The organism is Methylobacterium gregans, assembly GCF_022179245.1.
GTDB classification, from domain to species: domain Bacteria; phylum Pseudomonadota; class Alphaproteobacteria; order Rhizobiales; family Beijerinckiaceae; genus Methylobacterium; species Methylobacterium gregans.
Genome location: NZ_BPQM01000008.1, coordinates 52,593 through 76,266, shown reverse-complemented (window position 1 = coordinate 76,266; position 23,674 = coordinate 52,593). Strand labels below are relative to the sequence as shown.

Below are 23,674 nucleotides of genomic sequence, written 5' to 3'. Positions count from 1 at the left end.
TGTGGCCTCGGGTGTGGTACACGGGCCCTTGCCATCGGGGCGGGCGCGTGGTGCAACGCGGGAGCCCCGGGTTGCTCGACCCCCCGGCCTGCCGGCGCCGCTCCCGCTCGACCGAGATTGTCCCGACGTGCCGACCCTGTTCCGTTTCTTCGCGACGCTGGCGATCCTCGCCGGTCTGGTCTTCGCCGGGATGTTCGCCCTGGCGACCTTCGTGAAGCCGACCCCGCGCGAGATGAGCGTGACGATCCCGCCGGCGAAGCTGCAGCCGCCGGCCAACCGGTGAGCCCGCCCGATCCGGAGATCGGCGCCTATCTCGACATGCTGGCAGCCGAGCGGGGAGCCGCCATCAACACGCTGTCCGCCTACCGGCGCGACCTCGACGATTATCGGGCTTGGCTCGCGGGGGGCGGGACCGATCTCGACGCGGTCGAGGCCGCGACGCTGCGGGCCTATCTGGCCGAACTGGAAACGCGCGGCCTCAAGGCCTCGTCGGCAGCGCGCAAACTGTCCTGCATCCGCGGCTTCCACAAATTCCTCTACGCAGAAGGTCTGGCGGAGACCGATCCGTCCGCGCCCGTTTCCGGCCCGCGGCGGCCGCAGGGCCTGCCGAAGGTGCTGGGCGTCGCCGAGGTCGACCGCCTGCTGGACGCGGCGCGTGCGCGGGTCGGTGCGTCGGAGCACCCGGGCGAGGCAGCCCGCGCGCGCCGGATGCTCTGCCTGCTCGAACTCCTCTACGCCACCGGCCTGCGCGTCTCGGAGCTGATCAGCCTGCCGCGCTCGGCCGCGACCACCCGGGAGCGCTACCTCGTGGTGCGGGGCAAGGGCGGGCGCGAGCGCCTCGTACCACTGACCGACCTCGCCCGCGCGGCGATGCGCGAGCATCTCGCCGGCCTGACGGGCGAGGGGCCCTGGCTGTTCCCCTCCGACAGCGAGAGCGGCCATCTCACCCGGCAGGCTTTCGCCCGCGACCTGAAGGTGGCGGGCGGAGCCGCCGGGATCCGCGCCGACCGGATCAGCCCGCACGTCCTGCGCCACGCCTTCGCCAGCCACCTGCTCCAGAACGGCGCGGATCTGCGCATCGTGCAGGAACTGCTCGGCCACGCCGACATCTCGACCACGCAGATCTACACCCACGTCCTCGACGAGCGCCTGAAGGGCATGGTGCGCGACCTGCACCCGCTGATGGACGAGTGAGGCGACGACCGAAGGCTGTCCCGGCGCCCACACGAAACGGTCACGATCGCCTGACATGACCCGCCCCGGCAGGACCGTCCTGCCCCGCTTGCGGTGCGCCGGTTCCTGGCGCATCAGGGTCGCCATTCCGGGGACGTGAGTGCCATGAAGAAGATCAGCGAGTTCATCTGGCCGCTCGTCGGCCTCGCGGCCGTCGTCGTCTCCGGCTACTTTCTCTACCAGGAACTGAAGACGACCTCGCTCTCGGCGATCTGGGGTGCGATCCTGGCGATCCCGCCGCACCGGATCCTGCTGGCCCTGGTCTCGACCCTCGTCGCCTACGCGGCACTTGCCTGGTACGACCGGATCGCGCTGCTGCATCTGGGCGTGCGCCACATCTCGTGGCTGTTCGTCTCGCTCTGCTCCTTCACCACCTACGCGCTCTCGCACAATATCGGTGCCTCGGTCTTCTCGGGCGCGCTGGTGCGCTACCGGGCCTACACCGCCAAGGGGCTCTCGGCCGCGCAGGTCGCGGTGCTGGTGGCGCTCTGCTCGTTCACCTTCTTCCTCGGCACGGTCTCGCTCGGCGGCCTGACCCTCGTCCTCGACCCGCACCTGCTCTCGCGGCTTGAGGGCAAGCTCCCGGCCGTCTTCACCGACCCGAAGACCGCCCTCATCGTCGGCATCGGCATGCTGGCCTTCGTGGCGCTCTACGTCGCCGGCTCGATCCTGCGTCTGCCGCCGCTGCACATCCGCTCGTTCAAGCTGGAATATCCGCGCCCCGGCATCATGGGCCGCCAGCTGATCGCCGCGCCGCTGGAGTTGTTGGGCGCTGCCGGCATCATCTACTTCGCGCTGCCCCAGTCGATGGGCGTCGACTTCCTCACCGTGCTGGCGATCTTCCTGGCCTCGTTCTCGCTGGCACTGGCCTCGCACGCGCCCGGCGGTCTGGGGGTGTTCGAGCTGGTCTTCATCACGGCGATGCAGATCACCGACAACGCGCAGAAGGACGCCGTGATCGCCGCGGTGATCATCTTCCGCGTGTTCTACCTCTGGCTGCCGTTGCTCGCCTCGATCGTCATCGTGCTGATGTTCGAGCGCTCGCGCCTCGCCGCCGCGGTCGGCAAGAGCGAGACGCCCGCCGTGCCCGAGCCGCCGGTGACCGCGCCGGGCCTCGATGCCCACGAGATCGAGCACAAGCTCAAGGAGAAGGCGGTCTGAGGGGGGGGCGGCCTGTCGTCGATTCGTCGCCTTGCAAGCGCGGGTCGGCGCCGCTACCGCAGGCCGGAAGATCATTCGATCAGCAGCCGATCAGCAGCGGAGCCAGTCACGACATGATCACGCGGCGCGACGCTTTGAAACTCACCGGGCTCGCCGTGGGCGCGGCCGTCATCCTGCCGAAGCTCGGCTTGCCCGCGCTGGCGCAGGGCCTGGACGCCGCCGCGCTGATGCAGCCGGGCCCCCTCGGCGACGTCTGGCTCGGACCGAAGGACGCGAAGGTCACGATCATCGAGTACGCATCGATGACCTGCTCGCACTGCGCCGCCTTCCACCGCACGACCTGGCCGGCGCTCAAGGAGCGCTACATCGACACCGGCAAGGTACGCTTCACCCTGCGCGAGTTCCCGCTCGACCCGCTGGCCACCGCCGCCTTCATGCTGGCCCGCTGCGACGGCGACGCGAAGTACTACCCCATCACCGACCTGCTCTTCGACCAGCAGGCCGCCTGGGCCTTCCAGCAGAAGCCCGTGGACGCCCTGGAGCAGATGCTGCGCCAAGCCGGCATCAGCAAGGAGAAGTTCGAGGCCTGTCTCAAGGACCAGAAGCTTTACGACGGCGTCAACGCCACCAAGCAGCGCGGCCTCGACACCTTCAAGGTCGATTCCACCCCGACCTTCTTCATCAACGGCGAGCGCTACAAGGGCGAGATGACGATCGACGGCATGGAGAAGGTGATCAAGCCGATCCTCGGCGCCTGATCCACGCGGCTGAGCTTATCCGCGGGCGAGCCGTCGATGCGGACCTCGGAAAACGCCAAAACATCAAATTTCGCAAGAACTTGATTGATGTCTTCCGCGCCTTGACACGCCATAGGGGCGAAACTATGGTGCGCCGCGCTTGAAGGGGGCAAGCCTAGTTTTCGGGTCCTCTCGACACTGTGAGGTCGCGCCGTGAGCGGCAACGACAGCAAGGACGAGGGGCAGGGAGACCGGGCGCCCAACGACAGCGAACTCTCCGCGAGGCTCAGACGTCTCGAGACGCAGATCGACCGGAAGCGGCCTTCCGCTGCTCCCGATCCTTCGCCGCGTCCAGGGCCGTCCGCGCACTCCTCCCTCGGGCAGGCGATGACGCTCTCCACAGAGTTCATCGCCGCCATCATCGCGGGCGGAATCCTCGGCTGGCTGTGCGACCATTTCCTCGGGACGAAACCCTGGGGGATGATCGTCCTTGTGCTGCTGGGCTTCGTGACGGGCGTCTACAACATCATGCGCCTGTCCGGCTTCTCGGGGACGAACGACCCTGGAGGCCCAAAAGATCGCAAAGGCCCTTGAGGGTCGACACGGATTCGGGTTAGCCGCCCGGGGCCGGCCGCTGAGGCCGCCCGAGCGCGCGAGGGAGCAGAAGCAAGAGCATGGCGGCCAGCATCGACCCGATCCACCAGTTCGAGCTGAAGCCGCTCGTCTCCCTGGGCCATATCGGCAACCAGGAAATCGCCTTCACGCAGTCGGCGCTCTACATGTTCGCCGCCGTCGGCGTCATCGCCTTCATCACCATCGTGGCCACTGCCGGCCGCTCGGTGGTGCCGGGCCGGATGCAGGCTCTGGCCGAAGTCTTCTACGAGTTCATCGCCGACACGGTGCACCAGGCGACCGGCGACAAGGAGCAGCGCTTCCTGCCGCTTGTCTTCTCGCTGTTCATGTTCGTTCTCGTCCTGAACCTGTTCGGGATGATCCCCTACGCCTTCGCGGTGACCAGCCACCTGATCATCACCTTCGGCCTCGCCTTCCTGGTGATCTCGACGGTCGTGATCTACGGCGTGATGAAGCACGGCAGCCACTTCCTCGGCCTGTTCATCCCGGCGGGCGTGCCCAAGCCGCTTCTGCTGATCATGGTGCCGATCGAGATTGTCTCCTTCATCTCGCGCCCGATCAGCCTCTCGGTCCGTCTCTTCGCCAACATCCTGGCGGGCCACATCGCGCTGAAGATCTTCGCCTTCTTCGTCGCGCAGCTCCTGCTCGCGGGCGCCTGGAGCATCCTCTCGCCGCTCCCGCTCTTCCTCACGATCGCGCTGACCGCACTGGAATTCCTGGTGGCGGCCCTGCAGGCCTACGTCTTCGCGACGCTGACGGCGGTCTACCTCGCCGACGCACTTCACCCCGGCCACTGATTTCCTCGGCCGGCCTCCCTCCGCGCAACGAAAATCGTTCGAAACCTCAGGAGTTACTCATGGATCCCGTCGCTGCGAAGTACATCGGCGCCGGTCTCGCCTGCCTCGGCATGGCGGGCGCGGGCATCGGCCTCGGCAACCTGTTCGGCCAGTTCTACGCCGGCGCGCTTCGCAACCCCTCGGCCGCCGACAGCCAGCGCACCAACCTGCTCCTCGGCTTCGCGCTGACCGAGGCGCTCGGCATCTTCTCGCTGCTCGTCGCGCTGCTCCTCCTCTTCGCCGTCTGAGGCAGGATCGCTCCGTCGCCGCGGGTCCGCCGCGGCGACGGGCACGGTTCAGGTGTTCCCCGCAAAGCTCCCGATCCCGCAAGCGGATCCTCCTCCGGCCACGGTGACGCGGCGGGAGCTTCGCGAGAGACACCGAGCGCTCCGGCGGTATCCCGCGGGCGCTCGTTTGTTTTGACATTCCTTTCAGGACGGGACCATGGCGCAGCCGAACCCTCTCACGACCCCGCCGCCCGGGACTGACACCTACGCGGGTAAAGGCGAGATCCTGCACCCGGCCGAGCAGCACGCCTTCCCGCCCTTCGAGACCCACACCTTCCTGGCGCAGATCGTCTGGCTCGCGCTGGCCTTCGGCCTGCTCTACTACCTGATGTCGAAGATCGCGCTGCCGCGCATCCAGGGCATCCTGCACGACCGCGCCACCCGGCTCTCGGCGGACCTCGACGAGGCCCAGCGCATGAAGGCCGAGGCCGATGCCGCGGGCGCGGCCTACGAGAAGTCGCTCAACGAAGCGCAGGGCAAGGCCCGCGAGATCGCCCAGGAGACCCGCAACGCGCTCTCGGCCGAGGCCGAGACCAAGCGGAAATCCCTCGAGGCCGAGCTGAACCAGCGGCTGGCCGCCTCCGAGACCACCATCCGCGGCCGCACCGAGCAGGCGATGGGCAACGTCCGCACCATCGCGGGCGAGACCGCAACCGCGATCGTCGAGCGCCTCACCGGCCAGGCCCCTGACCAGGCCAGCGTCGAGCGCGCCCTCAACGCCACCGCGCACTGAGTCGGAGACCCACAACCATGCTGCTCACCGCGGAATTCTGGGTCCTCGTCGCCTTCGTGGTCTTCCTGGCGCTCGCCGCCAAGGCCGGGGCGTTCAGTGCGATGACCAAGGGGCTCGACAGCCGCGCCAAGCGCGTGCGCCACGAGCTCGACGAGGCCAAGCGCCTGCGCGAGGAGGCTGCCGCCGTGCTGGCCGACTACAAGCGCCGCCGCACCGAGGCCGAGAAGGAGGCCGAGGCGATCGTGGCCAGCGCCCGCCAGGAGGCCGAGCGCGCCGCCGCCGAGGGTCACCAGCGCCTGAACGAGTTCGTGGCCCGCCGCACCAAGGCCGCCGAGTCGAAGATCGCCCAGGCCGAGGCCCAGGCCGAGGCCCAGGTCCGCGCCGCCGCGGCGGACGCCGCCGTGAAGGTCTCCGAGACCATCCTGCGCGAGCGCATGCAGGGCGATGCCGCGCAGAACCTGATCCGCGCGAGCCTCGGCGAGGTCCGGACCCGTCTGCGGGCCTGAAGGCCTGGACAACACATCGAAAAAAGGGCCGCCCCGCCGGGCGGCCCTTTCTCGTTTCAGAACGCCGCGTCAGCGCGGCGCCGATCCGGGCGCCCGACCCACAGGGTGCTCCGGCGCTCCGCCGACCAGGTCGGTCGTCTTCGGCAGCCCGCCCGTCGCGGGCGCGCTCGGATCGCCCAGGCCGCCGCCCGCCGCGCCCGCGGCGCTGGCCGTGCCCAGCCCGCTCGCGCTGCTGGACGCCGTCCCGTCGGTCGCACCGCCACCGGTCCAGCCCTCGGCGCGCCAGCCCTGCGCGCGCTCGTCGAGGTCGATCGAGCCGTGCTTGTCGAGAATCGCCAGTGCCCGGTCGGCGAGCCCGTCGTCCACGCGCGCGGTGACCAGCGTGCCGCCGCGCCGCACGCCCTCCGCGTAGGTCTCGGCCTCGTGCTGGCTGAGGCCGGCGCCGGTGAGGCCGCCGATCAGGCCGCCCGCCGCCGCGCCGACACCCGCGCCCGTCACCGTGGCGACGAGCCAGCCCGCCGCAACGACCGGGCCGACGCCCGGGATGGCGAGCAGGCCGAGTCCTGCGAGCAGGCCCGCTCCGCCGCCCAGCACCGTGCCGAGCGTCGCACCCGTGCCGGCGCCGTCGGCCGCGTCCGATTCCTCGGCGGGGGAGCGGGCCGCGGGCGCGCGCCCGCCGATCCGGTTGTCGGGATCGCTCGCGACGATGCTGATAGCGCCGTGCGGGATGCCCTCGGCCTCCAGCTTGTCGACGGCGCGGGCCGCCGCCTCGTAGTCGTCGAACAGGGCCGTGACGGCGCGTGTGGCCATGGGATGTCTCCGGTTCTATGTGGGGGCCGGCCGCTACTGGGCGGCGACGTGGCCGCGGTAATCCATCCCGATCCGGACCTGCTTGCCCGCGTGGGTCGCGGTGCCCTGCCAGATGCCCTGATCGGTCTTCTTGAGGTCGGTGATCTCAGCAAACCCCATCTTGCCGAAGCGCTCGCGCACCTGGGCCTCGGTGAAGCTGTTGGCCCCGGGCTGGAGCGGCTCGCCGACCGCGCCCTGTCCGTGCGGCGCCTCCGGTGCCGCCTGCGGTCTGGTCTGGGGCTCCTGTGCCGCCGCGCCGGTGACAGCGAGGGCCAGAAGGGCGGCGGGCAGGAGCAGGCTGCGCATCGGAGGCGTTCCTCGGGGTGGCGATCCTTTTGCGGCCGCCGGGCCTCGATCCCGCAACGGCCTGTCCTGTCTCAAGCCCCGGGCGCGTGCCGGGGTTCCGGTTAACGGACCGCTAACCATGCGCCCGGCAAATCTTGCCGGGTCCGTCCGATGCGGGCGCGGGCGTGCGGGACGACGGGCATGAGCGAGACGGCGGCGGTGCCGGCGAAGGGGGGGATGGGCGGCCTCGGGGGTGCGCTCTCCGGCTTCACGCTGCCCAATCGCGGAGACCTCCAGGCGCTGTCGAAGCGCTCGGACCTGTTCTTCGCCACCGCCGTGATGGGCATCCTGGCGGTGCTGATCTTCCCGCTGCCTGCGGTGCTGCTCGACCTCCTGCTCGCCGTCTCGATCATCATGTCGGTGCTGATCATGATGACGGGCCTGTTCATCGACAACCCGCTCGAATTCACCGTCTTCCCGACGCTGCTGCTCATCGCCACCATGCTGCGGCTGGCGCTGAACCTCGCCTCGACGCGCCTCATCCTCAGCCACGGCCACGAGGGCACGGCGGCGGCCGGCCACGTCATCGAGGCCTTCGGCAACTTCGTGATGGGAGGCAACTTCGTCATCGGGATCATCGTGTTCGCGATCCTGATCATCGTGAACTTCGTCGTCATCACGAAGGGCTCGGGCCGCATCGCCGAGGTCGCGGCGCGCTTCACCCTCGACGCGATGCCCGGCAAGCAGATGGCCATCGACGCCGACCTCTCGGCCGGGCTGATCGACGAGAAGGCCGCCAAGGCCCGCCGCGCGGCGCTGGAGGAGGAATCCTCGTTCTTCGGCGCGATGGACGGCGCCTCGAAATTCGTGCGCGGCGACGCGGTGGCGGCGCTGCTGATCACCTTCATCAACGTGATCGGCGGCATCATCATCGGCGTGGCCCAGCAGGGCATGCCCTTCGGCGCGGCGGCCAAGAGCTACACGCTGCTCACCATCGGCGACGGCCTCGCCTCCCAGGTCCCGGCGCTCATCGTCTCGACGGCCGCCGGCATCCTGGTCTCGAAGGCCGGCGTGAAGGGCTCGGCCGACAAGGCGCTCGGCAAGCAGCTCGCCCATTATCCGAAGGCGCTCGGCATGTCGGCGGGCGTGATGGTGCTGATCGGCTTCCTGCCCGGCATGCCGATCCTGCCCTTCCTTCTGCTCGCGGGCGGCGCCGGCTACGCCGCGTGGCGCATCGCCAAGACCGCCAAGGAGGCGCCGCCCCTCGACGCGGACGGAAAGCCCGCCGACCCGGCCGCCGCGGCCACCGCCAAGGAGGAGACGGTCACCGACCTCCTCAAGCTCGACGATCTCAAGCTGGAGATGGGCTACGCGCTGCTGGCGCTCGTCAACGGCGAGGCCGGCGACCGGCTCACCGATCAGATCAAGGCGCTGCGCCGCCAGCTCGCGGCCGAGCTCGGCTTCGTGATGCCCTCGGTGCGCATCCTCGACAATGTCCAGCTCGAGGCCAACGCCTACGTGGTTCGGGTCAAGGAGATCGAGGCCGGGACCGGCAAGATCTTCCCCGGCCAGTTCATGGCGATGGACCCGATGGGCGGCCAGGTGCAGCTGCCCGGCCAGCACATGCTGGAGCCGACCTTCGGCCTGCCCGCTACCTGGATCGACGCGGGGCTGCGCGACCAGGCCCAGCTCAAGGGCTACACGGTGGTGGATGCGGCGACCGTGGTCTCGACGCACCTCACCGAGATCATCAAGGCGCACGTCTCCGAACTCCTGAACCATGTCGAGGTGCAGAAGCTGCTGCGCGAGCTGCCCAAGGAGCACGGCGAGCTGCTGAAAGAGGTGGTCCCGGCGCAGATCTCGACCACCGGCATCCAGCGGGTACTGCAGTTCCTGCTCGCCGAGCGGGTCTCGATCCGCGATCTCGGGGCAATCGTCGAGGGCGTCGCCGAGGTGGCGGGCGCGGTGAAGAACCCGCGCGACATCGTGGAGCACGTGCGCGCCCGCCTCGGCCGGCAGATCTGCGCGCAGTACCAGGGGCCGGACGGCATGCTGCCGATCATCACCCTGTCGCCGGCCTGGGAGCAGGCCTTCCTCGATTCCATCGTGGGCGAGCGGGAGGAGCGCTACCTCGCGATGCAGCCGTCGAAGCTCTCCGAATTCGTCAACACGGTGCGCGACCGCTTCGAGCAGGCGGCGCGGCTCGGCGAGATGCCGGTGCTCGTCACCTCGGCCCAGTCGCGGCCCTTCGTGCGCTCGATCATCGAGCGCTTCCGTCGCGAGACCCCGGTGATGAGCCAGGCCGAGATCCACCCGCGGGCGCGGCTGCGCACCGTGGGATCGATCTGAGATCCATCACTCCGCCAAGGTCGTCACTCCGCCAAGGCCATCACTCCGCCAAGTCCAAAAAATGCCGGCCAGCCCGGTCGTCGATCTCGATGATCCAGAGGTCGGCGTCGAACCGCACCTCCTTCGTCAAGCGCTCCTCGACATCGAGCGGCGTCGCACCCTGCAGGAGCGGACTGAAGCGGCGCTCGCCCGGCCCGTCCTCGTCGAACAGGGCCTGGGGGGCGGGGCCGTAGAGGTCGGCGCTGCCGTCGAGGCGGTCGACCTTCACGAAGATCGCGCCGGCCTCCGCGGCGCCGCGGCGGCGCAGAGCGGCCGGGATGGCCGCCACGTCGAGGCGGCGCAGATGGGCGGAGACGAAGAAGTCGGAGCGCAGGCGCGGCATCGGGAAACCCTCGGGACGCGCCGGGATGCGCGCCGCCGGGCGGCGATGCAAGTCAGCGCCGTCCGCTGGAGCCTCAGCCCTGTCCGGCCTTCTGGGACAGCTCGCGGAGCGTCCGACCAGCCGGTTCCCCCTTCACGGGCAGCTTGGCGGCCCGCTCGAACTTCTCGATCGCCGCCCGGGTCCCCGGACCCATCAGGCCGTCGGCCTTGAGGGGGCCGTAGCCGAGCTTGTTCAGAGCCCGCTGAGCCTGGATCACGGCGCTGTCCTTCGGGCTCACCGAGGCCGTGGTCTCGTCGGAGCGGATCAGCGCGGCGATCGGGTCGGGCTTCGCGGCATCCTTGCGCGGTTCCGGCCTCGCCTCGGCGGTGCGGATGGGCTCGGGGCTGCGCGTGGCTTCCGCGGGGCGCTCGGGCGCCGGTTTCGCGGCCTCCCGCGCGAGCGGCGGCCGCGCCGCCCCCTCCTGGCGTGCTTCCTGCCGAAGCGCCGGCTTCGGCAGGATAGGAGCCGGGTGGCGGCCCGCCTGGGAGCCCAGCGCGTTCACGCAGACCGCTGTGACGGCGCCCAGCACTGCGAGGGAGCCCAGCACGCTGCCGGGCTGAGTCCGGCAGAGGCGCACCGTTCCGCCGATCCCGGAAAGAGCGAGCCCCCGCCAGTCGGTCGAGGCCGGGCGCCGCCGCGGCGCGGGGCGCCTCGGGGCCGCACCCGCATCCCGCCCGTCCTGCCGGAACGGGCGCTCGTCGCCCGCCACGCTGATCTCGCGATACTCGCGCATCCTCACTCCTCAATGGCACGGCCCCGGTCCCTGAACGGGACCGGGGCCTCTCGCGTGGATCCACCCTCAGCCGGCGCGTCTCAGGGGGAGGGGGGCCTCGGTTCCGGCAGGCGTGGTCTCGAAGAGGCCGAGCGGCAGGCGCACCACCGGGCCGACCGGCCGGGGCACGAGCCGGCGCACCGAGGTGGAGACCGGCGCGGGGGACGCCGGAGCGCCGACCGGGCGGCAGAGGCTGGGCAGCGTCACGGTGACGCTCGTGCCGATCTCCGGCGCGCTCTCGATGGCGATCGAGCCGCCGTGCAGGCCGACGAGGCCCTGCACCACCGAGAGGCCGAGGCCCGTGCCCTCGTGCGCCCGCTTGTAGTCGCTGCCGCCGCCCTGGAAGAACGGTGTGCCGAGACGGGGCAGGTCGGCCTCGCGGATGCCGGTGCCGGTATCCGACACGGCGATCTCGAGGCCCGCGCCCGTGCGCCGCAGCGCCAACTCGACGCGGCCGCCGCGGGCGGTGAACTTCACGGCGTTCGACAGGAGGTTGATCAGTATCTGGCGGCAGGCGCGCGGGTCGGCGGTGATCTCGACGGGGCCGCCCGCGGCCGGGGGCACCAGGGTGATTCCGGCGGCGTCCGCGCGCAGCCGCATCAGGTCGCAGCAGCTGCGCACCAGGTCGGCGGCGTCGACCGGCTCCGGGGCGTAGTCGAAATTGCCGCTCTGGATCCGGCTCATGTCGAGGAGCGAGTTCACCACGTCGAGGAGGTGGCGGCCGGAGGTCGCGATGATGCCCGCGTATTCCCGCGCCTGATCGGGCCCGAGCGTGCCCGCACCCGCGCCACCCAGAACCTCCGAGAAGCCGATGATGGCGTTGAGCGGCGTGCGCAGCTCGTGCGTGACGTTGGCGAGGAACCGGCTCTTGATCTCGTCGGCCCGCTCCGCCTCGGCGCGGGCGCGCTCCAGCTCCTCCGCGTGGCGACGATGCTCGGTGACGTCGCGGGTGACGGCCACGACGCCGACCGGCCCCTCGCCGATCCGCGCGATCCGGTGGGCGCGCATCTCGGCGTGGATCAGGCGGGCGCCGTCGGACCGGTCCGCGGCGGGCTCGACGTGGAGGCGGAACGGTACGGTCGCGGGCCGGCCAGTCGCTGCGACGTCGCTGAGCGCCTGCAGGAAGGCCGGGCGGTCGGCCACGTGCACGCGCTCCAGGAGCCCGTGGGCGCGCAGCGCGCCGGCCTCGACGCCGAGAAAGCGCGAGGCCGAGGCGCCCGCCTCGATGACGCGGCCGTTGGCGTCGTGCCAGGTGACGAGGTCGTCGATCGCCGAGAGCAGCAGGCGGTCGCGCGCCTCGTTGTCCTGCAGGCGCTGGCGCACGCGGTTCTCGTGGCGCAGGTGGCCGACGAGCTGCGCCGCGACATGGCCGATCGCCGTGATCACGAAGACCGGCATGGCGATGGAGGCCGAGAGGTCGAGCACGGGGGCGGCGGGCATCCAGCTGCCCGCGCAGGCCACGACCAGCGCGCCGAGCGCCGCGATCGCCGCCGCCGAGATCGCCGAGCGCTTCGAGCCCGAGATCGCGGCCTCCAGCGGGATGGCCACCAGCCAGACCGCGGCGGCCGAGCCGGCGCCGCCCGTGAGACCCGCGAGGCAGACGACGAGGCCGGTCAGCCCCGCCGAGGAGATCGCGTGCGCCATCCAGAGATGACCGGTGCGCGCGAGGATCACGGCGGCCAGCACCGGCAGGAGCAGGCTCGCCACGGCGAGACCCTCGATCACCGAGGGCACACCGCGCCAGACGAGATAGGGCGGCAGGGCCGCCATCATCACGGCGCCGGTCGCCAGCCGTGAGATCAGGAAGCGCTCGTGGCGGAAGCGCACGGCCTCGTCCTGCACGGAATCGTGCACGAGGCCCGCGAGGCGCGCGTCGATCAGCGAGGGCAGAACATCTTTGATACGCAAGACTGACACGCAAAACGCTGGGCCTCTCGGCCCCGGCGTCCCCGGCTCGACTTCGAACGACGGGCCGACCGTCGCAGGGGGCGCTTAAACGAGTGTTGCCCGGGTCCGCCGATCGCCCGGGATGCTTTCCGGCAGGTAACCAGGCCCGTGCCGATTGGACGGCCGCGTATTCACCATGTCGAAGGATTCGGGCGCCGCGTTGAGAGGTGTTTCAGATCCGGCGCGGCAGGATCGCGCGACTTGGCTCAGGATTTTCGCGAGGACGTGCCCATGTCCTTCCTGCTGCGCGCCGTGCTGGTGATCGGCGCGCTCTCCTATTTCGCGCTGAAGCGCGGCGAGCCGGGCTCGCTCTCCCACGCGATACCCTCCACGGAGGCGGTCGCGGCGGTGCTGGCCGGTGCGGCCCCGGCCGCGATCCAGGCCGGCACCGCCGCGCTGCCGCCCGAGACCCGCGAGCGCGTGGCCCGCGAGGCGCTGGCCGGGCTGATCCGGCGGGCCGGGCAGCCGGTCCCGGAGATCCCGGAGCCCACCTCGCGCGACACCCTCTCGCCCACCGATCGAGCCCCGGCTTGGCGTGGGATTGAGGCGCGCTGAGCGCGGCTTTGCTATAGGGCGCCGAGGGCTCCCGGGCGGGAGCGGCGGGTGGGAGCCTTGCTGATGGTCGGGGGATGCGGGGGGCGGGGGCTTCTCGCCGCACTGATGATCGCGCTGCCCCTCGGGCTCTCCCTCGGGCTTTCCGGACCAGCCGGCGCTCAGGACCTGCTGCCGGCCTCTGTCCCCTACGCCCGCAGCCCCGGCTGCCCGGACGTGCGCATCGCGATGCCGCCGGCCACCCACGCCCTGCCCGGTGGGGTGCAGCTCTCGCCGCGGCCCGCCGACATTCCGGTGGGGCAGGGGGAGAGCGCGATCTGCTTCGCCTACGCCACCGCCGACATGATCTCCCAGCGGGTCGGGCGCGCTGTCTCGCCGCTGGACGTCGCCACCAAGTTCTACTTCGCCGATCCCGAGCGCCTCGCCGCACTCCCCGATCCGCGCATCGCCCAGCACCTGCGGGCGCATCCGCGCTTCCGCGAGGACATCGCCTGGAGCCGCAACGCGGTCGATATCGACCCGACCCGCAACCCGCGCCACGAGCCCTATTTCGACAAGCTGGAGGGCGGCGAGGAGGACGCGGCAGCGCTGCTCTACAACCTCGACGGTCTCTGCGACGAGCGCGACCTGCCCTCGCACGAGGGCTACGCGCACCATACCCGCTTCTTCCTGGCGCAGCGCTACGGCTCCCATGTGCGGGCGCCGAACCAGTGCTTCCGGGCGACCGGCGCGACCGTGGACCGGCTGCGGAGCCGCCGGGCCGACGCCTTCAACGCCGCCTGGATGCGGCGGGTCGCGTCCCTCTGTCGGCGCCGGCCGTCGCCGGTGCCGCTGCTGCCGGTCTCCTACCGGGTCGCCTCGAACCAGCTTGAGTTCATGGAGATGCTGGAGACCGGCAAGGTCCCGTCGCGCGCCCGGATCGACCGGATGCTCGCGATGGTCGACTACGCCCTCGACCACCGCCGGGCGCCCACCATCGGCTACAGCTGGTACATCCTGGAGGCGCGCGACCCGAAGGACCCGGACCTCGCCGCCGACCATTCGAGTACCGTGGTGGGCCGCCGCCGGGTCGGCGGGCGCTGCCAGTACCGGGTTCAGGACAATACCGGTGCTTACTGCGCCCACATGCGCCCCGGCATCCGCGAGCGCTGCGAGGACGGCCGGATCTGGCTGTGGGAGGAGGAACTGCGGCACACGCTCTACAGCGTGATCTACCTGCGCTGAGGAGCGGAGCTGCCGCACGATCGGGCCGGTTGCCTCGGCGACCGCAAGCGGCTGAAGCTACGGCCCTTTCCGGGACGCCTGGAACGCAGTGGAAGGTGACCCAGGATCCAGACAATCAGGTCCCGCACAGCGGCATCCTTCAGGAGCGCTGCAGCAGACGGACGCTTCGCGCCTTCCCGCGCTGGATCTCGGATCACCCTCCGCTGACGCTCCGGGCGTCCGGGAAAGGGTCCTCCCGAGATCCGACCCCGCCCGGAAGCGGCCTCCTTCAGATCGCCGCGCGGGCCATCTCGCGGCGGCGCGTGGCGCCCGAGGCCTCGCGCAGGGCGGCGACCGTCTCCTGCGCGCCCGCATCGGACGCCTCCGCCGCGGCGGCCTGAGCCAGGCGATCCAAGGTGGGGGCGGGCAGGCGCACCAGTACGATCGTGCCCTGATCGACCTCGGAGCGGATCCGCAGGGAGCCGCCGTGCAGCTCTGCCATCGAGCGCGCGATGGCGAGGCCGAGCCCCGAGCCCTTGTGGCTGCGGGTCATGTTGGTCTCGACCTGCACAAAGGGCTGGCCGAGTCGCGGCAGAATGGTGCGCGGGATGCCGATGCCCGTATCCTCCACGAAGATGTGCGTGCAGTCGCCGGCCCGGCGCGCCCGCACCACGACGCTGCCCTCCGCGGGCGTGAACTTCACGGCGTTCTGCAGGAGGTTGGTCAGGATCTGGTGCAGGGCGCGCTCGTCGGCGAGCACGGTCAGGTCCGGCGCGATGTCGAGGCCGACATGGAGCGATTTCGCCCGCGCCGCCTCGGCGACCAGCTTCAGCGCGGCGCCCACCGCCTGCTCCGCCGGGATCTCGCGGGGGGCGAGGCGGACGCGGTGCCCCTCGATGCGGGACATGTTGAGGATGTCGTCGATGACCGAGAGCAGGTAGTGCCCGCTTTCGCCGATGTCGCGGCAGTACTCGGTGTAGCGCGGCGAGCCCAGGGGGCCGAACACCTCGCTGGCCATCACGTCCGCGAAGCCGATGATCGCGTTGAGCGGCGTGCGCAACTCGTGGCTCATGTTGGCGAGGAAATCGGATTTCGCCTGACTGGCGGTCTCGGCGGTGGCCTTCTGGTCGAGGTAGCGCTCGGCGAGGTCGGCGAGCTGCTGGGTCTGGACCTCGAGGGTGCGGCGGGAGCGCTTGAGGTCCTTGACCGTCTCGATCAGCTCGCGCTCGGAGGCGACGAGCTGCTCCTGGTGGCGCTTGAGACTGGTGATGTCGGTGCCGACCGAGACGTAGCCGCCGTCCTTGGTGCGGCGCTCGCTGATCTGGAGCCAGCGCCCGTCCGTCAGCTCGGCCTCGAAGGTGCGGGCCGTGGCCGCGCCCGATTCCGGTAACTCGCGCCGGATCTGGGGCAGCATGCCCCGGCTCATCACCTCGGCGTAGCGGCGCCCGGGCTGTGCGTCTTCCGGGTTGAGGGCGTGCAGGTGGCGGAATTTCGAATTGCACAGGACCAGCTTGTTCCCGGTGTCCCAGAGCACGAAGGCCTCGGAGATCGCCTCGATCGCGTCGCGCAGGCGCATGTCGGCGGTGGCGCTGGTTTCGGCGAGCTGGTGCTGCTCGCTCACGTCAATGGCAATGCCCACGAGGTGGCTGCCGCCGTCGGCGGCGTCCGGCACCACCTCGGCGCGGGTGCGCAGCCAGACATAGGCACCGTCGGCGCCCCGCATCCGGAAGGCATGGTCCACGGTGGTCTGGTTGGCGGCCAGCCCCCGGGCGAGGCTGTAGAGGTCGCCGTCGTCCGGGTGGACGAGGGCGTTCACCGTGCCGAAGGAAAGGTACTCGTGCTCGCGCCGGTAGCCGAGGAGCGCGTACATCGAGTTCGACCAGTAGATCCGCCCGCGCGGGATGTCCCAGTCCCAGAGGCCGCAGCCGCCGCGCCCGAGGGCGATGTCGAGGCGCTGGCGGATCTGCTCGCAGACCCGGTCGGCCGATTGCGCCCGGCGGCTCTGGAGCCCGTAGGCCACGGCAACGCCGAGGATGACGAGGATCGCGGCTCCGACCAGCACCGCTTGGTCGCGGGCGCGCTCGCGCCAGCCGGCCAGCAGCGGCGCGAGGGGTTGGACCACGGCGAGGCGCTGCCCGTCCGGCAGGCGCCGCATCGCGGCGAGCGCCGTCTCGCCCCCTGGGATCGTCAGGGTGAGGGTTCCGGCGCGCTGTCCGAGGGCGGTCAGCGCCTCCGCGTCTCCAAGCACCTGCGCGAGCCGGTCCGTGCCGGCCGGCAGCGGCGGCTGTGCCACGACGACGCGCTCGTCATGGGAGACCAGCAGCAGGCGCCGCTCGATCCGGGCCTGACCCGCCGCGAGAGCCTCAAGGTCGAGAGAGCCGCCCGGCAGCGCGGCGGCAAGCCGGAGCGTCGTGGCGATCTCGCTCGCGGCGGCTGCCACGATCTCCTCGCGCTCGCCGCGGACATGGACGACGGTGAGGCCGACGAGGCAGGCCAGGAAGCAAGAGAGCAGAGCAGGGATGGCGTAGCGCAGGCCCGCTTCGACCCGGGCGAGGCGACCGCTCCTGGCGCGGGCCGGCCAGCGGACGCCCAGGATCGTGTCCGCACGCGCGGAGAGGGAAGCGGAAGCCGCCTCCGGCATGTCCGGACCTCGTCCCAGGGGGGAAATCGGGATGTCGGGAGGCGCTCCGCGCCGTCCCGAATCTGGATTCAATATGCCCCGCCGCGGTCGCGATTGTCCACGGATTTTTGCGGTCTCAGCTTGACACGGAGAGGCTGTGGCCGAATCGCCCCACCGCCCTTTTCGATATGGTTTACAGATGGTTAACTGGTGCCAGACTCCGGGCCGCGATGTCGGCGACGTCCCGCGACAGGCTAGGGATCGCCTTGATCCGCTTGAGGATTTCCTCTGCCTGACAACCACGCGATTTTTTTAGCCGACGCCAGGATCCGAAGGCCGTGAGCAGCTTGGCGGCGACCTGCGGATTGGTCGTATCGAGCGCCGCCACGGTGTCGGCGACGAGGGTGAAGCCGGCCCCGTCCGCCCGGGCGAACTGGGTCGGGTTGCCGAAGGCGAACGAGCCGATCAGCGCCCGGACGCGGTTGGGATTCGTCATCGCGAAGGCCGGGTGCGCCTTCAGGCGCTCAATGCGCGCGAGGGTGCCGTCCTCCGGAATCATCGCCTGGACGGCGAACCACTTGTCGAGGACGAGCGGCTCGCTCGCGTAGCGCTCGGCGAAGGCGGCGAGCGCGGCCTCCCGGGGCTCGCCGGGAATCAGCGCCAGCGTGCCGAGCGCCGCCAGGCGGTCGGTCATGTTGGTGGCCGCCGCGAGCTGCGACGCGGCGCGGACCGCACCGGTCTCCGGGTCGCCCGCCGCCACGAGGTCGAGGGCGGCGTTGCGGAGCGCACGCCGCCCGGCCGCCGCGGCGTCGGGGCTGTAGGGCGTGCCCGGCGCATCCGCGAGCGCGTCCCAGAGCGCGTCGAGCCGCGGGCGGAGCGCACGGCCGAGATCGCGGCGGAGCGCGGTGCGCGCGGCGTGGATCGCGTCCGGATCGACCTCCGCCCGCATCTCGTTGGCGACCTCGCCCTCGCTCGGGATTGCGAGCGCCAGGGCCGCGAAGGCCGGATCGCGTGCGCCCTCGCGGTCGAGGAGCAGGCCAAGCGCCTCCGCGAAGGCGGTCGCCAGGCCGCCGCCGCGCATCAGCCCGTGCGCCACGCTCTGGGCAGCCTGCCAGCGGTTGAACGGGTCGGTGTCGTGGGCGAGCAGCCGCAGGTGGTCGGCCTCGGAGAGATCGGCCTGGAGCCGGACCGGGGCCGAGAAGCCGCGCAGCAGCGAGGGCACCGGCGGCTCCGGCACCTCCGCGAAGCGGATCGTCGCCTCCCGGGCGCCCAGCACGTAGACCCCGTCCCGCACCTCCGGGCAGACCGCACCGTCGAGGGCGCCGCCCGCGCCGACGAGGCCGAGCGCCACGGGGATCACGAGAGGTTCGCCGTCGTCGAAGCTCTGCTTCAGCGTCAGGTCGTAGCGCCGCGCCGCCGCGTCGTAGCGGCCCGAGGCCGTCAGGAGCGGCGTGCCGGGCCGGGCGTACCATTGCGCGAAAGCCGCTAGGTCGCGCCCGCTCACCGCCTCGAACGCCGCCAGGAAATCCTCGACCGTGGCCGCGCGCCCGTCGTTCTCCGCGTAGTAGCGGTCCATGCCGGCCCGGAAGGCCTCGGAGCCCAGCAGGGTCTTGAGCATGCGCACGATCTCGGCGCCCTTCTCGTAGACGGTCGCCGTGTAGAAGTTGTTGATCTCGGCGTAGGCCGTCGGGCGCACGGGGTGGCGCAGCGGCCCGGCATCCTCGGGAAACTGCCGGGCGCGCAGGGCCCGCACCTCGCCGATCCGATGCACCGCGCGCGAGCGCATGTCGGAGGAGAATTCCTGGTCGCGGAAGACCGTGAGGCCCTCCTTCAGGCAGAGCTGGAACCAGTCGCGGCAGGTGACGCGGTTGCCCGACCAGTTGTGGAAATACTCGTGCGCGATGATGGCCTCGATCGCCGCGTAGTCGGCGTCGGTGGCGGTCTCGGGCGACGCAAGCACGTACTTGTCGTTGAAGATGTTGAGGCCCTTGTTCTCCATCGCCCCCATGTTGAAGTCGGAGACGGCGACGACGTTGAACACGTCGAGGTCGTAGGGGCGGCCGAACGCCTCCTCGTCCCAGCGCATCGAGCGGATCACCGCGTCGAGGGCGTAGGCGGCGCGCTCCTCCTTGCCGGGCTCGACGAGGACGGCGACCCGCACGTCCCGCCCCTCCATCGTGCGGAAGGTGGTCTCGACGGATCCGAGCCGTCCGCCGACCAGCGCGAACAGGTAGGCGGGCTTCGGGTGCGGATCGTGCCAGACGGCGTAGTGCCGGTCGGTGCCGGGGACCGAGCCGCTCTCGACCGGGTTGCCGTTGCCGAGGAGCACGGGCGCCGCGTCCCGCTCGGCCTCGATCCGGGTGGTGTAGACCGAGAGCACGTCCGGCCGGTCGAGGAAGTAGGTGATGCGGCGGAACCCGTCCGCCTCGCACTGGGTGCAGTAGACGCCGCTCGAGCGATAGAGCCCCATCAGCTTGGTGTTGGCGGTGGGGTCGATCTCGGTGACGACCGTCAGGGTGAAGGGGCGCTGCGGCGGCTCGGCGATCTCCAGCCCCTGCGGTCCCGCCGTGACGCTGCCGGGCGCCGGCGGTGCGCCGTCGAGGTCGAGCGCGACGAGGCGGAGGTCGTCCCCGTCGAGCCGCAGAGGCGCCCCGGCCGCGCCCGCCGGGTTCGGGCGCAGGCTCAGCACCGCCGTGATCCGGGTGCGGTGCGGGTCGAGCTGAACGTCGAGATCGACCCGGTCGATCAGGTGGTCGCTCGGCCGGTAATCCGCGAGGTGGATCAGCGGGGGCGTCTCGGTGCGCATCGTCTCGGGTCTCCGCTCGGGCCGGTCTGGTGGAACTTCTAGGCGGCTCCGGCGCCCCTGTCGCGCAGCGTCCCGTCCGCCATGCACCGCTGCCGCGCGGCGGCTTGCTTGATTTCCCGGGCGGGATCGCGGAAAGGGTCTCACGGCAACGGGTTACCCGCGCACAGCCGGCTTATCGTCCGCTGGCACAACACACGGATCGAAGGCACGCATGGCGAACGTCGTCGTCGTAGGCGCCCAGTGGGGCGACGAGGGGAAGGGCAAGATCGTCGACTGGCTCTCGGAGCAGGCCGACATCGTGGTGCGCTTCCAGGGCGGGCACAACGCGGGCCACACCCTCGTCATCGACGGCGTCACCTACAAGCTGGCGCTGCTGCCCTCCGGCGTGGTGCGCGGCGGCAAGCTCTCGGTCATCGGCAACGGCGTCGTGGTCGATCCCTGGCACCTTGTGGACGAGATCGCCCGGATCCAGCAGCAGGGCGTCGAGGTCTCGCCGCGCTCCCTGCGCATCGCCGACAACGCCACGCTGATCCTGCCGCTCCACCGCGAGCTCGATCATTTCCGCGAGACCGCGAATGCCGGGCTCAAGATTGGCACGACCAAGCGCGGCATCGGCCCGGCCTACGAGGACAAGGTCGGCCGGCGCGCGATCCGCGTCGTCGACCTCGCCGATCCCGAGACGCTGCCCGCCAAGATCGAGCGCCTGCTCGCCCACCACAACGCGCTGCGCCGCGGTCTCGGCATCGACGAGGTCGATGCGGGGGCGCTGCTCGGCGAGCTCAAGGCGATCGCGCCGACCATCCTGCCCTACGTTGCGCCGGTCTGGTCGCTGCTCGACGAGGAGCGCCGCCACGGCAAGCGCATCCTGTTCGAGGGCGCGCAGGGCGCGCTCCTCGACGTGGACCACGGCACCTACCCGTTCGTCACCTCGTCCAACATCGTCGCCGCCCAGGCCGCGACCGGTTCGGGCCTCGGGCCCGGCGCGATCGGCTACGTGCTGGGCATCGCCAAGGCCTACACGACCCGCGTCGGCGAGGGGCCGTTCCCGACGGAGCTGTTCGACGAGATCGGCGAGACGATCGGCGCGAAGGGCCGCGAGTTCGGCGTCAACACGGGCCGCAAGCGCCGCTGCGGCTGGTTCGACGCGGTGCTGGTGCGCCAGACCGTGCGGACGTCGGGCATCCACGGCATCGCGCTGACCAAGCTCGACATCCTCGACGGCTTCGAGACCATCCGGATCTGCACCGGCTACCGCCTCGACGGCCAGACCATCGACCACCTGCCGGCGAGCCAGGCGGCTCAGGCGCGCGTCGAGCCGATCTACGAGGAGATCCCGGGCTGGGCCGAGACGACGGCGGGCGCCCGCTCCTGGGCGGAGCTGCCGGCTCAGGCAATCAAGTACGTGCGCCGGATCGAGGAACTGATCGGGGCGCCGGTCGCCCTGCTCTCGACCTCGCCGGAGCGCGACGACACCATCCTGATGCACAACCCCTTCGAGGACTAGGCAGCGCGAGCTTCGGGCGCGGCGCGTCCGAAGCCAGCCCGTAGGGGACCGGACCGGGGACGATGGCCGATTACTACCCGCTGCTGGCGCGCGCCCTCGACGCGCTGCCCGACCGGACGCCCGCGATGCGCCGGGCCGTCTACGACCGGGCGCGCAACGCCCTGGTCGCCCAACTCCGCTCGATCGACCCGCCCCTGAGCGAGGACGACATCGACACCGAGCGTCGGGCGCTCGACACGGCGATCACCCGCCTGGAAGCGACCTACGACGTCCCGGCCGCGGCCAACGATCCGGCTCCGAAGCCGGCCGCCGCCGGACCTTCAGGCATCGGGCCCATCCCGCCGGCGGCCCCGTCGAAGCCGCCGGAGCCGTCTCCGCGGACGCCGGAGCCCATGCCCGCACCGGCGGATCCGGCGCCGCTTCCGGCGCCTCCGCCCGCTGTGCCGCAGCCGGCCGCGCCCGCCTTCGCGGAAGCTGCCCCGCCCGAGCACCCGGCCGAGCCCTTCCTGCCGCCCGCGCCGCCGCCCCATTTCGTCCCGACGCCGGCCGAGCCCCCGCGGGAGCCGGCGATCCCGATCGCGCCGCCACGGCCGGCCGCCGAGGGGACGCCCGCGCCGGAGCCCGTCTCGGAGCCGATCCCGCAGCCCGAGCCGACGACCGCTCCGGAGCCGGCGGTCTCGCCCGAGGTCGCGAACGGACGCCAGCGCCCGCGCATCGACGTAGTGGCGCCGCGCAACCGCTCGCGCCTGTTGCGCAACGCCTTCGTGGGCGTGGTGCTCACCTGCGTGATCGGCGCGATCGCAGTCGCGGCCTACCTGCTGCGCGACCGGCCCACCGAGTTGCAGGCTACCGGACCGAGTAGCGCGGAGACGCAGCCCGAGGGTGGGGACGCGAAGTTCGCGGACCGGGTCGGCGGCGAGTCGGCGCCGGCCGAGCGCGTGGCGCCCGCCGAGACGCGTGCTCCGGCCCAGGGGGCCAACCAGGGGGCGGCTCCGGTGCCAGCCCAGCCCGATCTGGCCGTGGCGCAGCGCGCCACGCTGTTGGAGGAGGGCGTCGGCGGACCCGACGCGCAGCCGGTGACGAACCAGGGCCGCGTCCTGTGGCGGCTTGAGTCGGTGAGCGGCGAGCAGGGTCAGCCCCTGCAGACCGCGATCGTCGCGACGATCACGATCCCGGACGCGCTCACGCTGACAATGACGATCCAGCGCAACCTCGACGCCACCTTGCCGGCCTCGCACACCGTGAGCCTCGCCTTCAGCCCCGCGGGGCCGGAGGCAGCCAAGCGCACGGTTCAGGATGTCGGCCTGCTGCAGGCCAAGGACGAGGAGGGCGCGCGGGGCTCGCCCCTATCCGGCCTGCCGGTGCGGGTGCGGGAGAATCTGTTCCTGATCGGCCTCTCGTCCCTGCGCAACGACGTCGACCGGAACACGGACCTCCTGCTTCACCGCAACTGGTTCGATCTGGGTCTGCGCTACGCCAATGGGCAGCGTGCGGTGGTCACCTTCGAGAAGGGCAATACCGGCGCGCAGGTGATGCAGCGCGCCTTCGAGCAGTGGCGCTGAGCACAAGCGGGCGCTGGGGCAAGCCGGAGGCCACCTTCCGGCCTCCGACGCGTTGACGTACGGTAGGCCGGCTCCGACCCGTCGAGGTCCGCATGAAGAACCCAGCTCTGAGCGTCTGGCTCTCGGCCGCCAACCGCGCGGCCGGGTGGTGGATCGGCACCGCCACATCCATTGCGCGGCGTCAGCAACAGCTGGCGCTCGCGGAGATGACCAAGGCTGCCACAGGCAGGAAGCCCCCGCGGAAGCGCTCGACCAAGCCGAAGCGCCGGACGTAGAGCGGAATTCGCCCCCGCCCCTGCAGCATGCACGGCGAGCGTGGGACGGCGCCCCGTCAGAGCCCGACCCGACCGGAGGCGGGATCAGCGGCCGCCGCTCGAACCACCCTTCGCGCCCGGCGTCGCGCCCGAGCCCGCATCGTTCGCGCCGGTGCTGTTGGCCGTACCGGACCGGCTCAGGCCGCCGGTCGAGGGGCCGCTTCCGGCCGCGCCCGGCGACGACCCGGAGCCCGCATCGTTCGGGCCCGTACTGTTCATGGTACCCGAACGGGTCTGCCCGGAGCCCGTCGCGGGACTGCCCTCGGCGGCATAGGCGGCGGTCCCGAGCACCAGCGTGACGACGATGGCGCGTATCATGGCCCTCATGGCGGCCTCCCTGTCTCTGCTTGTCTCAGCCAACCGC

22 protein-coding genes are annotated in these 23,674 nt (G+C 71.4%); 14 read left to right on the top strand and 8 right to left on the bottom strand.

Annotation, left to right across the window (positions count from 1 at the left end):
* The first annotated feature begins 127 nt into the window (after positions 1-127).
* The 9 genes from MFF54_RS02255 to MFF54_RS02215 all read left to right on the top strand — a co-directional run bounded on the left by MFF54_RS02255 (position 128) and on the right by MFF54_RS02215 (position 6,126).
* Positions 128-283, top strand: a complete 156-nt coding sequence (locus tag MFF54_RS02255; RefSeq protein ID WP_066927583.1) for a histidine kinase — start codon at positions 128-130, stop codon at positions 281-283.
* Entirely contained in the window at positions 280-1,194 is a 915-nt protein-coding gene (locus MFF54_RS02250) for a site-specific tyrosine recombinase XerD (RefSeq protein ID WP_283206241.1), read from the top strand. The genes MFF54_RS02255 and MFF54_RS02250 overlap by 4 nt, the downstream gene beginning before the upstream one ends.
* A gap of 144 nt (positions 1,195-1,338) precedes the next feature.
* Positions 1,339-2,394: a lysylphosphatidylglycerol synthase domain-containing protein gene (locus tag MFF54_RS02245; protein ID WP_238300927.1), complete on the top strand. Its 1,056-nt coding sequence runs from the start codon at positions 1,339-1,341 to the stop codon at positions 2,392-2,394.
* Between the two features lie 113 nt (positions 2,395-2,507).
* Complete coding sequence (locus tag MFF54_RS02240; RefSeq protein ID WP_238300925.1) at positions 2,508-3,152, top strand: thioredoxin domain-containing protein; 645 nt, start codon at positions 2,508-2,510, stop codon at positions 3,150-3,152.
* Between the two features lie 192 nt (positions 3,153-3,344).
* Positions 3,345-3,725, top strand: coding sequence for an AtpZ/AtpI family protein (locus MFF54_RS02235; RefSeq protein WP_238300923.1), 381 nt, complete (start codon positions 3,345-3,347; stop codon positions 3,723-3,725).
* An 80-nt stretch (positions 3,726-3,805) separates the two neighbouring features.
* Complete coding sequence (locus tag MFF54_RS02230) at positions 3,806-4,561, top strand: F0F1 ATP synthase subunit A (protein WP_238300922.1); 756 nt, start codon at positions 3,806-3,808, stop codon at positions 4,559-4,561.
* A 59-nt stretch (positions 4,562-4,620) separates the two neighbouring features.
* On the top strand, positions 4,621-4,848 hold the full coding sequence (locus MFF54_RS02225) for a F0F1 ATP synthase subunit C (RefSeq protein ID WP_066922442.1): 228 nt from the start codon (positions 4,621-4,623) through the stop codon (positions 4,846-4,848).
* Positions 4,849-5,044: 196 nt separating this feature from the next.
* Positions 5,045-5,620 (top strand): F0F1 ATP synthase subunit B family protein, encoded by a 576-nt coding sequence (locus tag MFF54_RS02220; protein WP_238300921.1) that lies wholly within the window; start codon positions 5,045-5,047, stop codon positions 5,618-5,620.
* Between the two features lie 20 nt (positions 5,621-5,640).
* A complete protein-coding gene (locus MFF54_RS02215) occupies positions 5,641-6,126 on the top strand; it encodes a F0F1 ATP synthase subunit B family protein (protein ID WP_238300944.1) in 486 nt (161 codons plus the stop codon).
* Between the two features lie 69 nt (positions 6,127-6,195).
* Here the strand turns inward: MFF54_RS02215 and MFF54_RS02210 are convergent, their stop codons facing one another.
* Together MFF54_RS02210 and MFF54_RS02205 are read right to left on the bottom strand one after the other, a co-directional pair.
* Positions 6,196-6,936, bottom strand: coding sequence for a general stress protein (locus tag MFF54_RS02210; protein WP_238300920.1), 741 nt, complete (start codon positions 6,934-6,936; stop codon positions 6,196-6,198).
* A 33-nt stretch (positions 6,937-6,969) separates the two neighbouring features.
* Positions 6,970-7,281 carry a hypothetical protein gene (locus MFF54_RS02205; protein ID WP_238300919.1) on the bottom strand — a complete coding sequence of 104 codons (312 nt, stop codon included), beginning with the start codon at positions 7,279-7,281 and terminating at the stop codon, positions 6,970-6,972.
* A 180-nt stretch (positions 7,282-7,461) separates the two neighbouring features.
* On the opposite strand from MFF54_RS02205, the gene flhA reads away from it, so the two are divergent.
* Complete coding sequence (gene flhA, locus MFF54_RS02200) at positions 7,462-9,609, top strand: flagellar biosynthesis protein FlhA (protein ID WP_238300918.1); 2,148 nt, start codon at positions 7,462-7,464, stop codon at positions 9,607-9,609.
* A gap of 40 nt (positions 9,610-9,649) precedes the next feature.
* Here flhA and MFF54_RS02195 read toward each other — a convergent pair whose 3' ends face one another.
* From MFF54_RS02195 to MFF54_RS02185, 3 genes are all read right to left on the bottom strand, one after another.
* Positions 9,650-9,991 carry a DUF1491 family protein gene (locus tag MFF54_RS02195; protein ID WP_238300917.1) on the bottom strand — a complete coding sequence of 114 codons (342 nt, stop codon included), beginning with the start codon at positions 9,989-9,991 and terminating at the stop codon, positions 9,650-9,652.
* A gap of 73 nt (positions 9,992-10,064) precedes the next feature.
* The gene (locus tag MFF54_RS02190) at positions 10,065-10,763 is read right to left on the bottom strand and encodes a peptidoglycan-binding domain-containing protein (protein ID WP_238300915.1); all 699 of its coding nucleotides are present in this window, start codon (positions 10,761-10,763) and stop codon (positions 10,065-10,067) included.
* Positions 10,764-10,829: 66 nt separating this feature from the next.
* On the bottom strand, positions 10,830-12,719 hold the full coding sequence (locus tag MFF54_RS02185; protein WP_238300913.1) for a PAS domain-containing sensor histidine kinase: 1,890 nt from the start codon (positions 12,717-12,719) through the stop codon (positions 10,830-10,832).
* A gap of 231 nt (positions 12,720-12,950) precedes the next feature.
* Here MFF54_RS02185 and MFF54_RS02180 point away from each other — a divergent pair, with 231 nt between their 5' ends.
* Complete coding sequence (locus MFF54_RS02180; RefSeq protein ID WP_306423944.1) at positions 12,951-13,304, top strand: hypothetical protein; 354 nt, start codon at positions 12,951-12,953, stop codon at positions 13,302-13,304.
* Between the two features lie 63 nt (positions 13,305-13,367).
* On the top strand, positions 13,368-14,525 hold the full coding sequence (locus MFF54_RS02175; protein WP_238300911.1) for a hypothetical protein: 1,158 nt from the start codon (positions 13,368-13,370) through the stop codon (positions 14,523-14,525).
* 268 nt (positions 14,526-14,793) lie between these two features.
* Here MFF54_RS02175 and MFF54_RS02170 read toward each other — a convergent pair whose 3' ends face one another.
* Together MFF54_RS02170 and pepN are read right to left on the bottom strand one after the other, a co-directional pair.
* Complete coding sequence (locus MFF54_RS02170; protein ID WP_238300909.1) at positions 14,794-17,145, bottom strand: PAS domain-containing sensor histidine kinase; 2,352 nt, start codon at positions 17,143-17,145, stop codon at positions 14,794-14,796.
* 172 nt (positions 17,146-17,317) lie between these two features.
* Complete coding sequence (gene pepN, locus MFF54_RS02165) at positions 17,318-19,930, bottom strand: aminopeptidase N (protein WP_238300907.1); 2,613 nt, start codon at positions 19,928-19,930, stop codon at positions 17,318-17,320.
* A gap of 211 nt (positions 19,931-20,141) precedes the next feature.
* Here pepN and MFF54_RS02160 point away from each other — a divergent pair, with 211 nt between their 5' ends.
* Positions 20,142-21,434: an adenylosuccinate synthase gene (locus MFF54_RS02160; RefSeq protein WP_238300905.1), complete on the top strand. Its 1,293-nt coding sequence runs from the start codon at positions 20,142-20,144 to the stop codon at positions 21,432-21,434.
* A 62-nt stretch (positions 21,435-21,496) separates the two neighbouring features.
* A complete protein-coding gene (locus MFF54_RS02155; protein ID WP_238300903.1) occupies positions 21,497-22,996 on the top strand; it encodes a histidine kinase in 1,500 nt (499 codons plus the stop codon).
* A gap of 359 nt (positions 22,997-23,355) precedes the next feature.
* On the opposite strand, the gene MFF54_RS02150 is transcribed toward MFF54_RS02155, so the two are convergent.
* Positions 23,356-23,637, bottom strand: coding sequence for a hypothetical protein (locus MFF54_RS02150; RefSeq protein WP_238300902.1), 282 nt, complete (start codon positions 23,635-23,637; stop codon positions 23,356-23,358).
* Between the last annotated feature and the right edge of the window lie 37 nt (positions 23,638-23,674).

Bases quoted from the DNA above. Each gene is read 5' to 3' on its own strand.
- MFF54_RS02225 (WP_066922442.1), top strand. From the start codon at position 4,621: ATGGATCCCGTCGCTGCGAAGTACATCGGCGCCGGTCTCGCCTGCCTC.
- flhA (WP_238300918.1), top strand. From the start codon at position 7,462: ATGAGCGAGACGGCGGCGGTGCCGGCGAAGGGGGGGATGGGCGGCCTC.
- MFF54_RS02160 (WP_238300905.1), top strand. From the start codon at position 20,142: ATGGCGAACGTCGTCGTCGTAGGCGCCCAGTGGGGCGACGAGGGGAAG.
- MFF54_RS02175 (WP_238300911.1), top strand. From the start codon at position 13,368: ATGGTCGGGGGATGCGGGGGGCGGGGGCTTCTCGCCGCACTGATGATC.
- MFF54_RS02230 (WP_238300922.1), top strand. From the start codon at position 3,806: ATGGCGGCCAGCATCGACCCGATCCACCAGTTCGAGCTGAAGCCGCTC.
- MFF54_RS02155 (WP_238300903.1), top strand. From the start codon at position 21,497: ATGGCCGATTACTACCCGCTGCTGGCGCGCGCCCTCGACGCGCTGCCC.
- MFF54_RS02210 (WP_238300920.1), bottom strand. From the start codon at position 6,936: ATGGCCACACGCGCCGTCACGGCCCTGTTCGACGACTACGAGGCGGCG.
- MFF54_RS02220 (WP_238300921.1), top strand. From the start codon at position 5,045: ATGGCGCAGCCGAACCCTCTCACGACCCCGCCGCCCGGGACTGACACC.
- MFF54_RS02240 (WP_238300925.1), top strand. From the start codon at position 2,508: ATGATCACGCGGCGCGACGCTTTGAAACTCACCGGGCTCGCCGTGGGC.
- pepN (WP_238300907.1), bottom strand. From the start codon at position 19,930: ATGCGCACCGAGACGCCCCCGCTGATCCACCTCGCGGATTACCGGCCG.
- MFF54_RS02205 (WP_238300919.1), bottom strand. From the start codon at position 7,281: ATGCGCAGCCTGCTCCTGCCCGCCGCCCTTCTGGCCCTCGCTGTCACC.
- MFF54_RS02150 (WP_238300902.1), bottom strand. From the start codon at position 23,637: ATGAGGGCCATGATACGCGCCATCGTCGTCACGCTGGTGCTCGGGACC.
- MFF54_RS02195 (WP_238300917.1), bottom strand. From the start codon at position 9,991: ATGCCGCGCCTGCGCTCCGACTTCTTCGTCTCCGCCCATCTGCGCCGC.
- MFF54_RS02170 (WP_238300909.1), bottom strand. From the start codon at position 17,145: ATGCCGGAGGCGGCTTCCGCTTCCCTCTCCGCGCGTGCGGACACGATC.
- MFF54_RS02190 (WP_238300915.1), bottom strand. From the start codon at position 10,763: ATGCGCGAGTATCGCGAGATCAGCGTGGCGGGCGACGAGCGCCCGTTC.
- MFF54_RS02245 (WP_238300927.1), top strand. From the start codon at position 1,339: ATGAAGAAGATCAGCGAGTTCATCTGGCCGCTCGTCGGCCTCGCGGCC.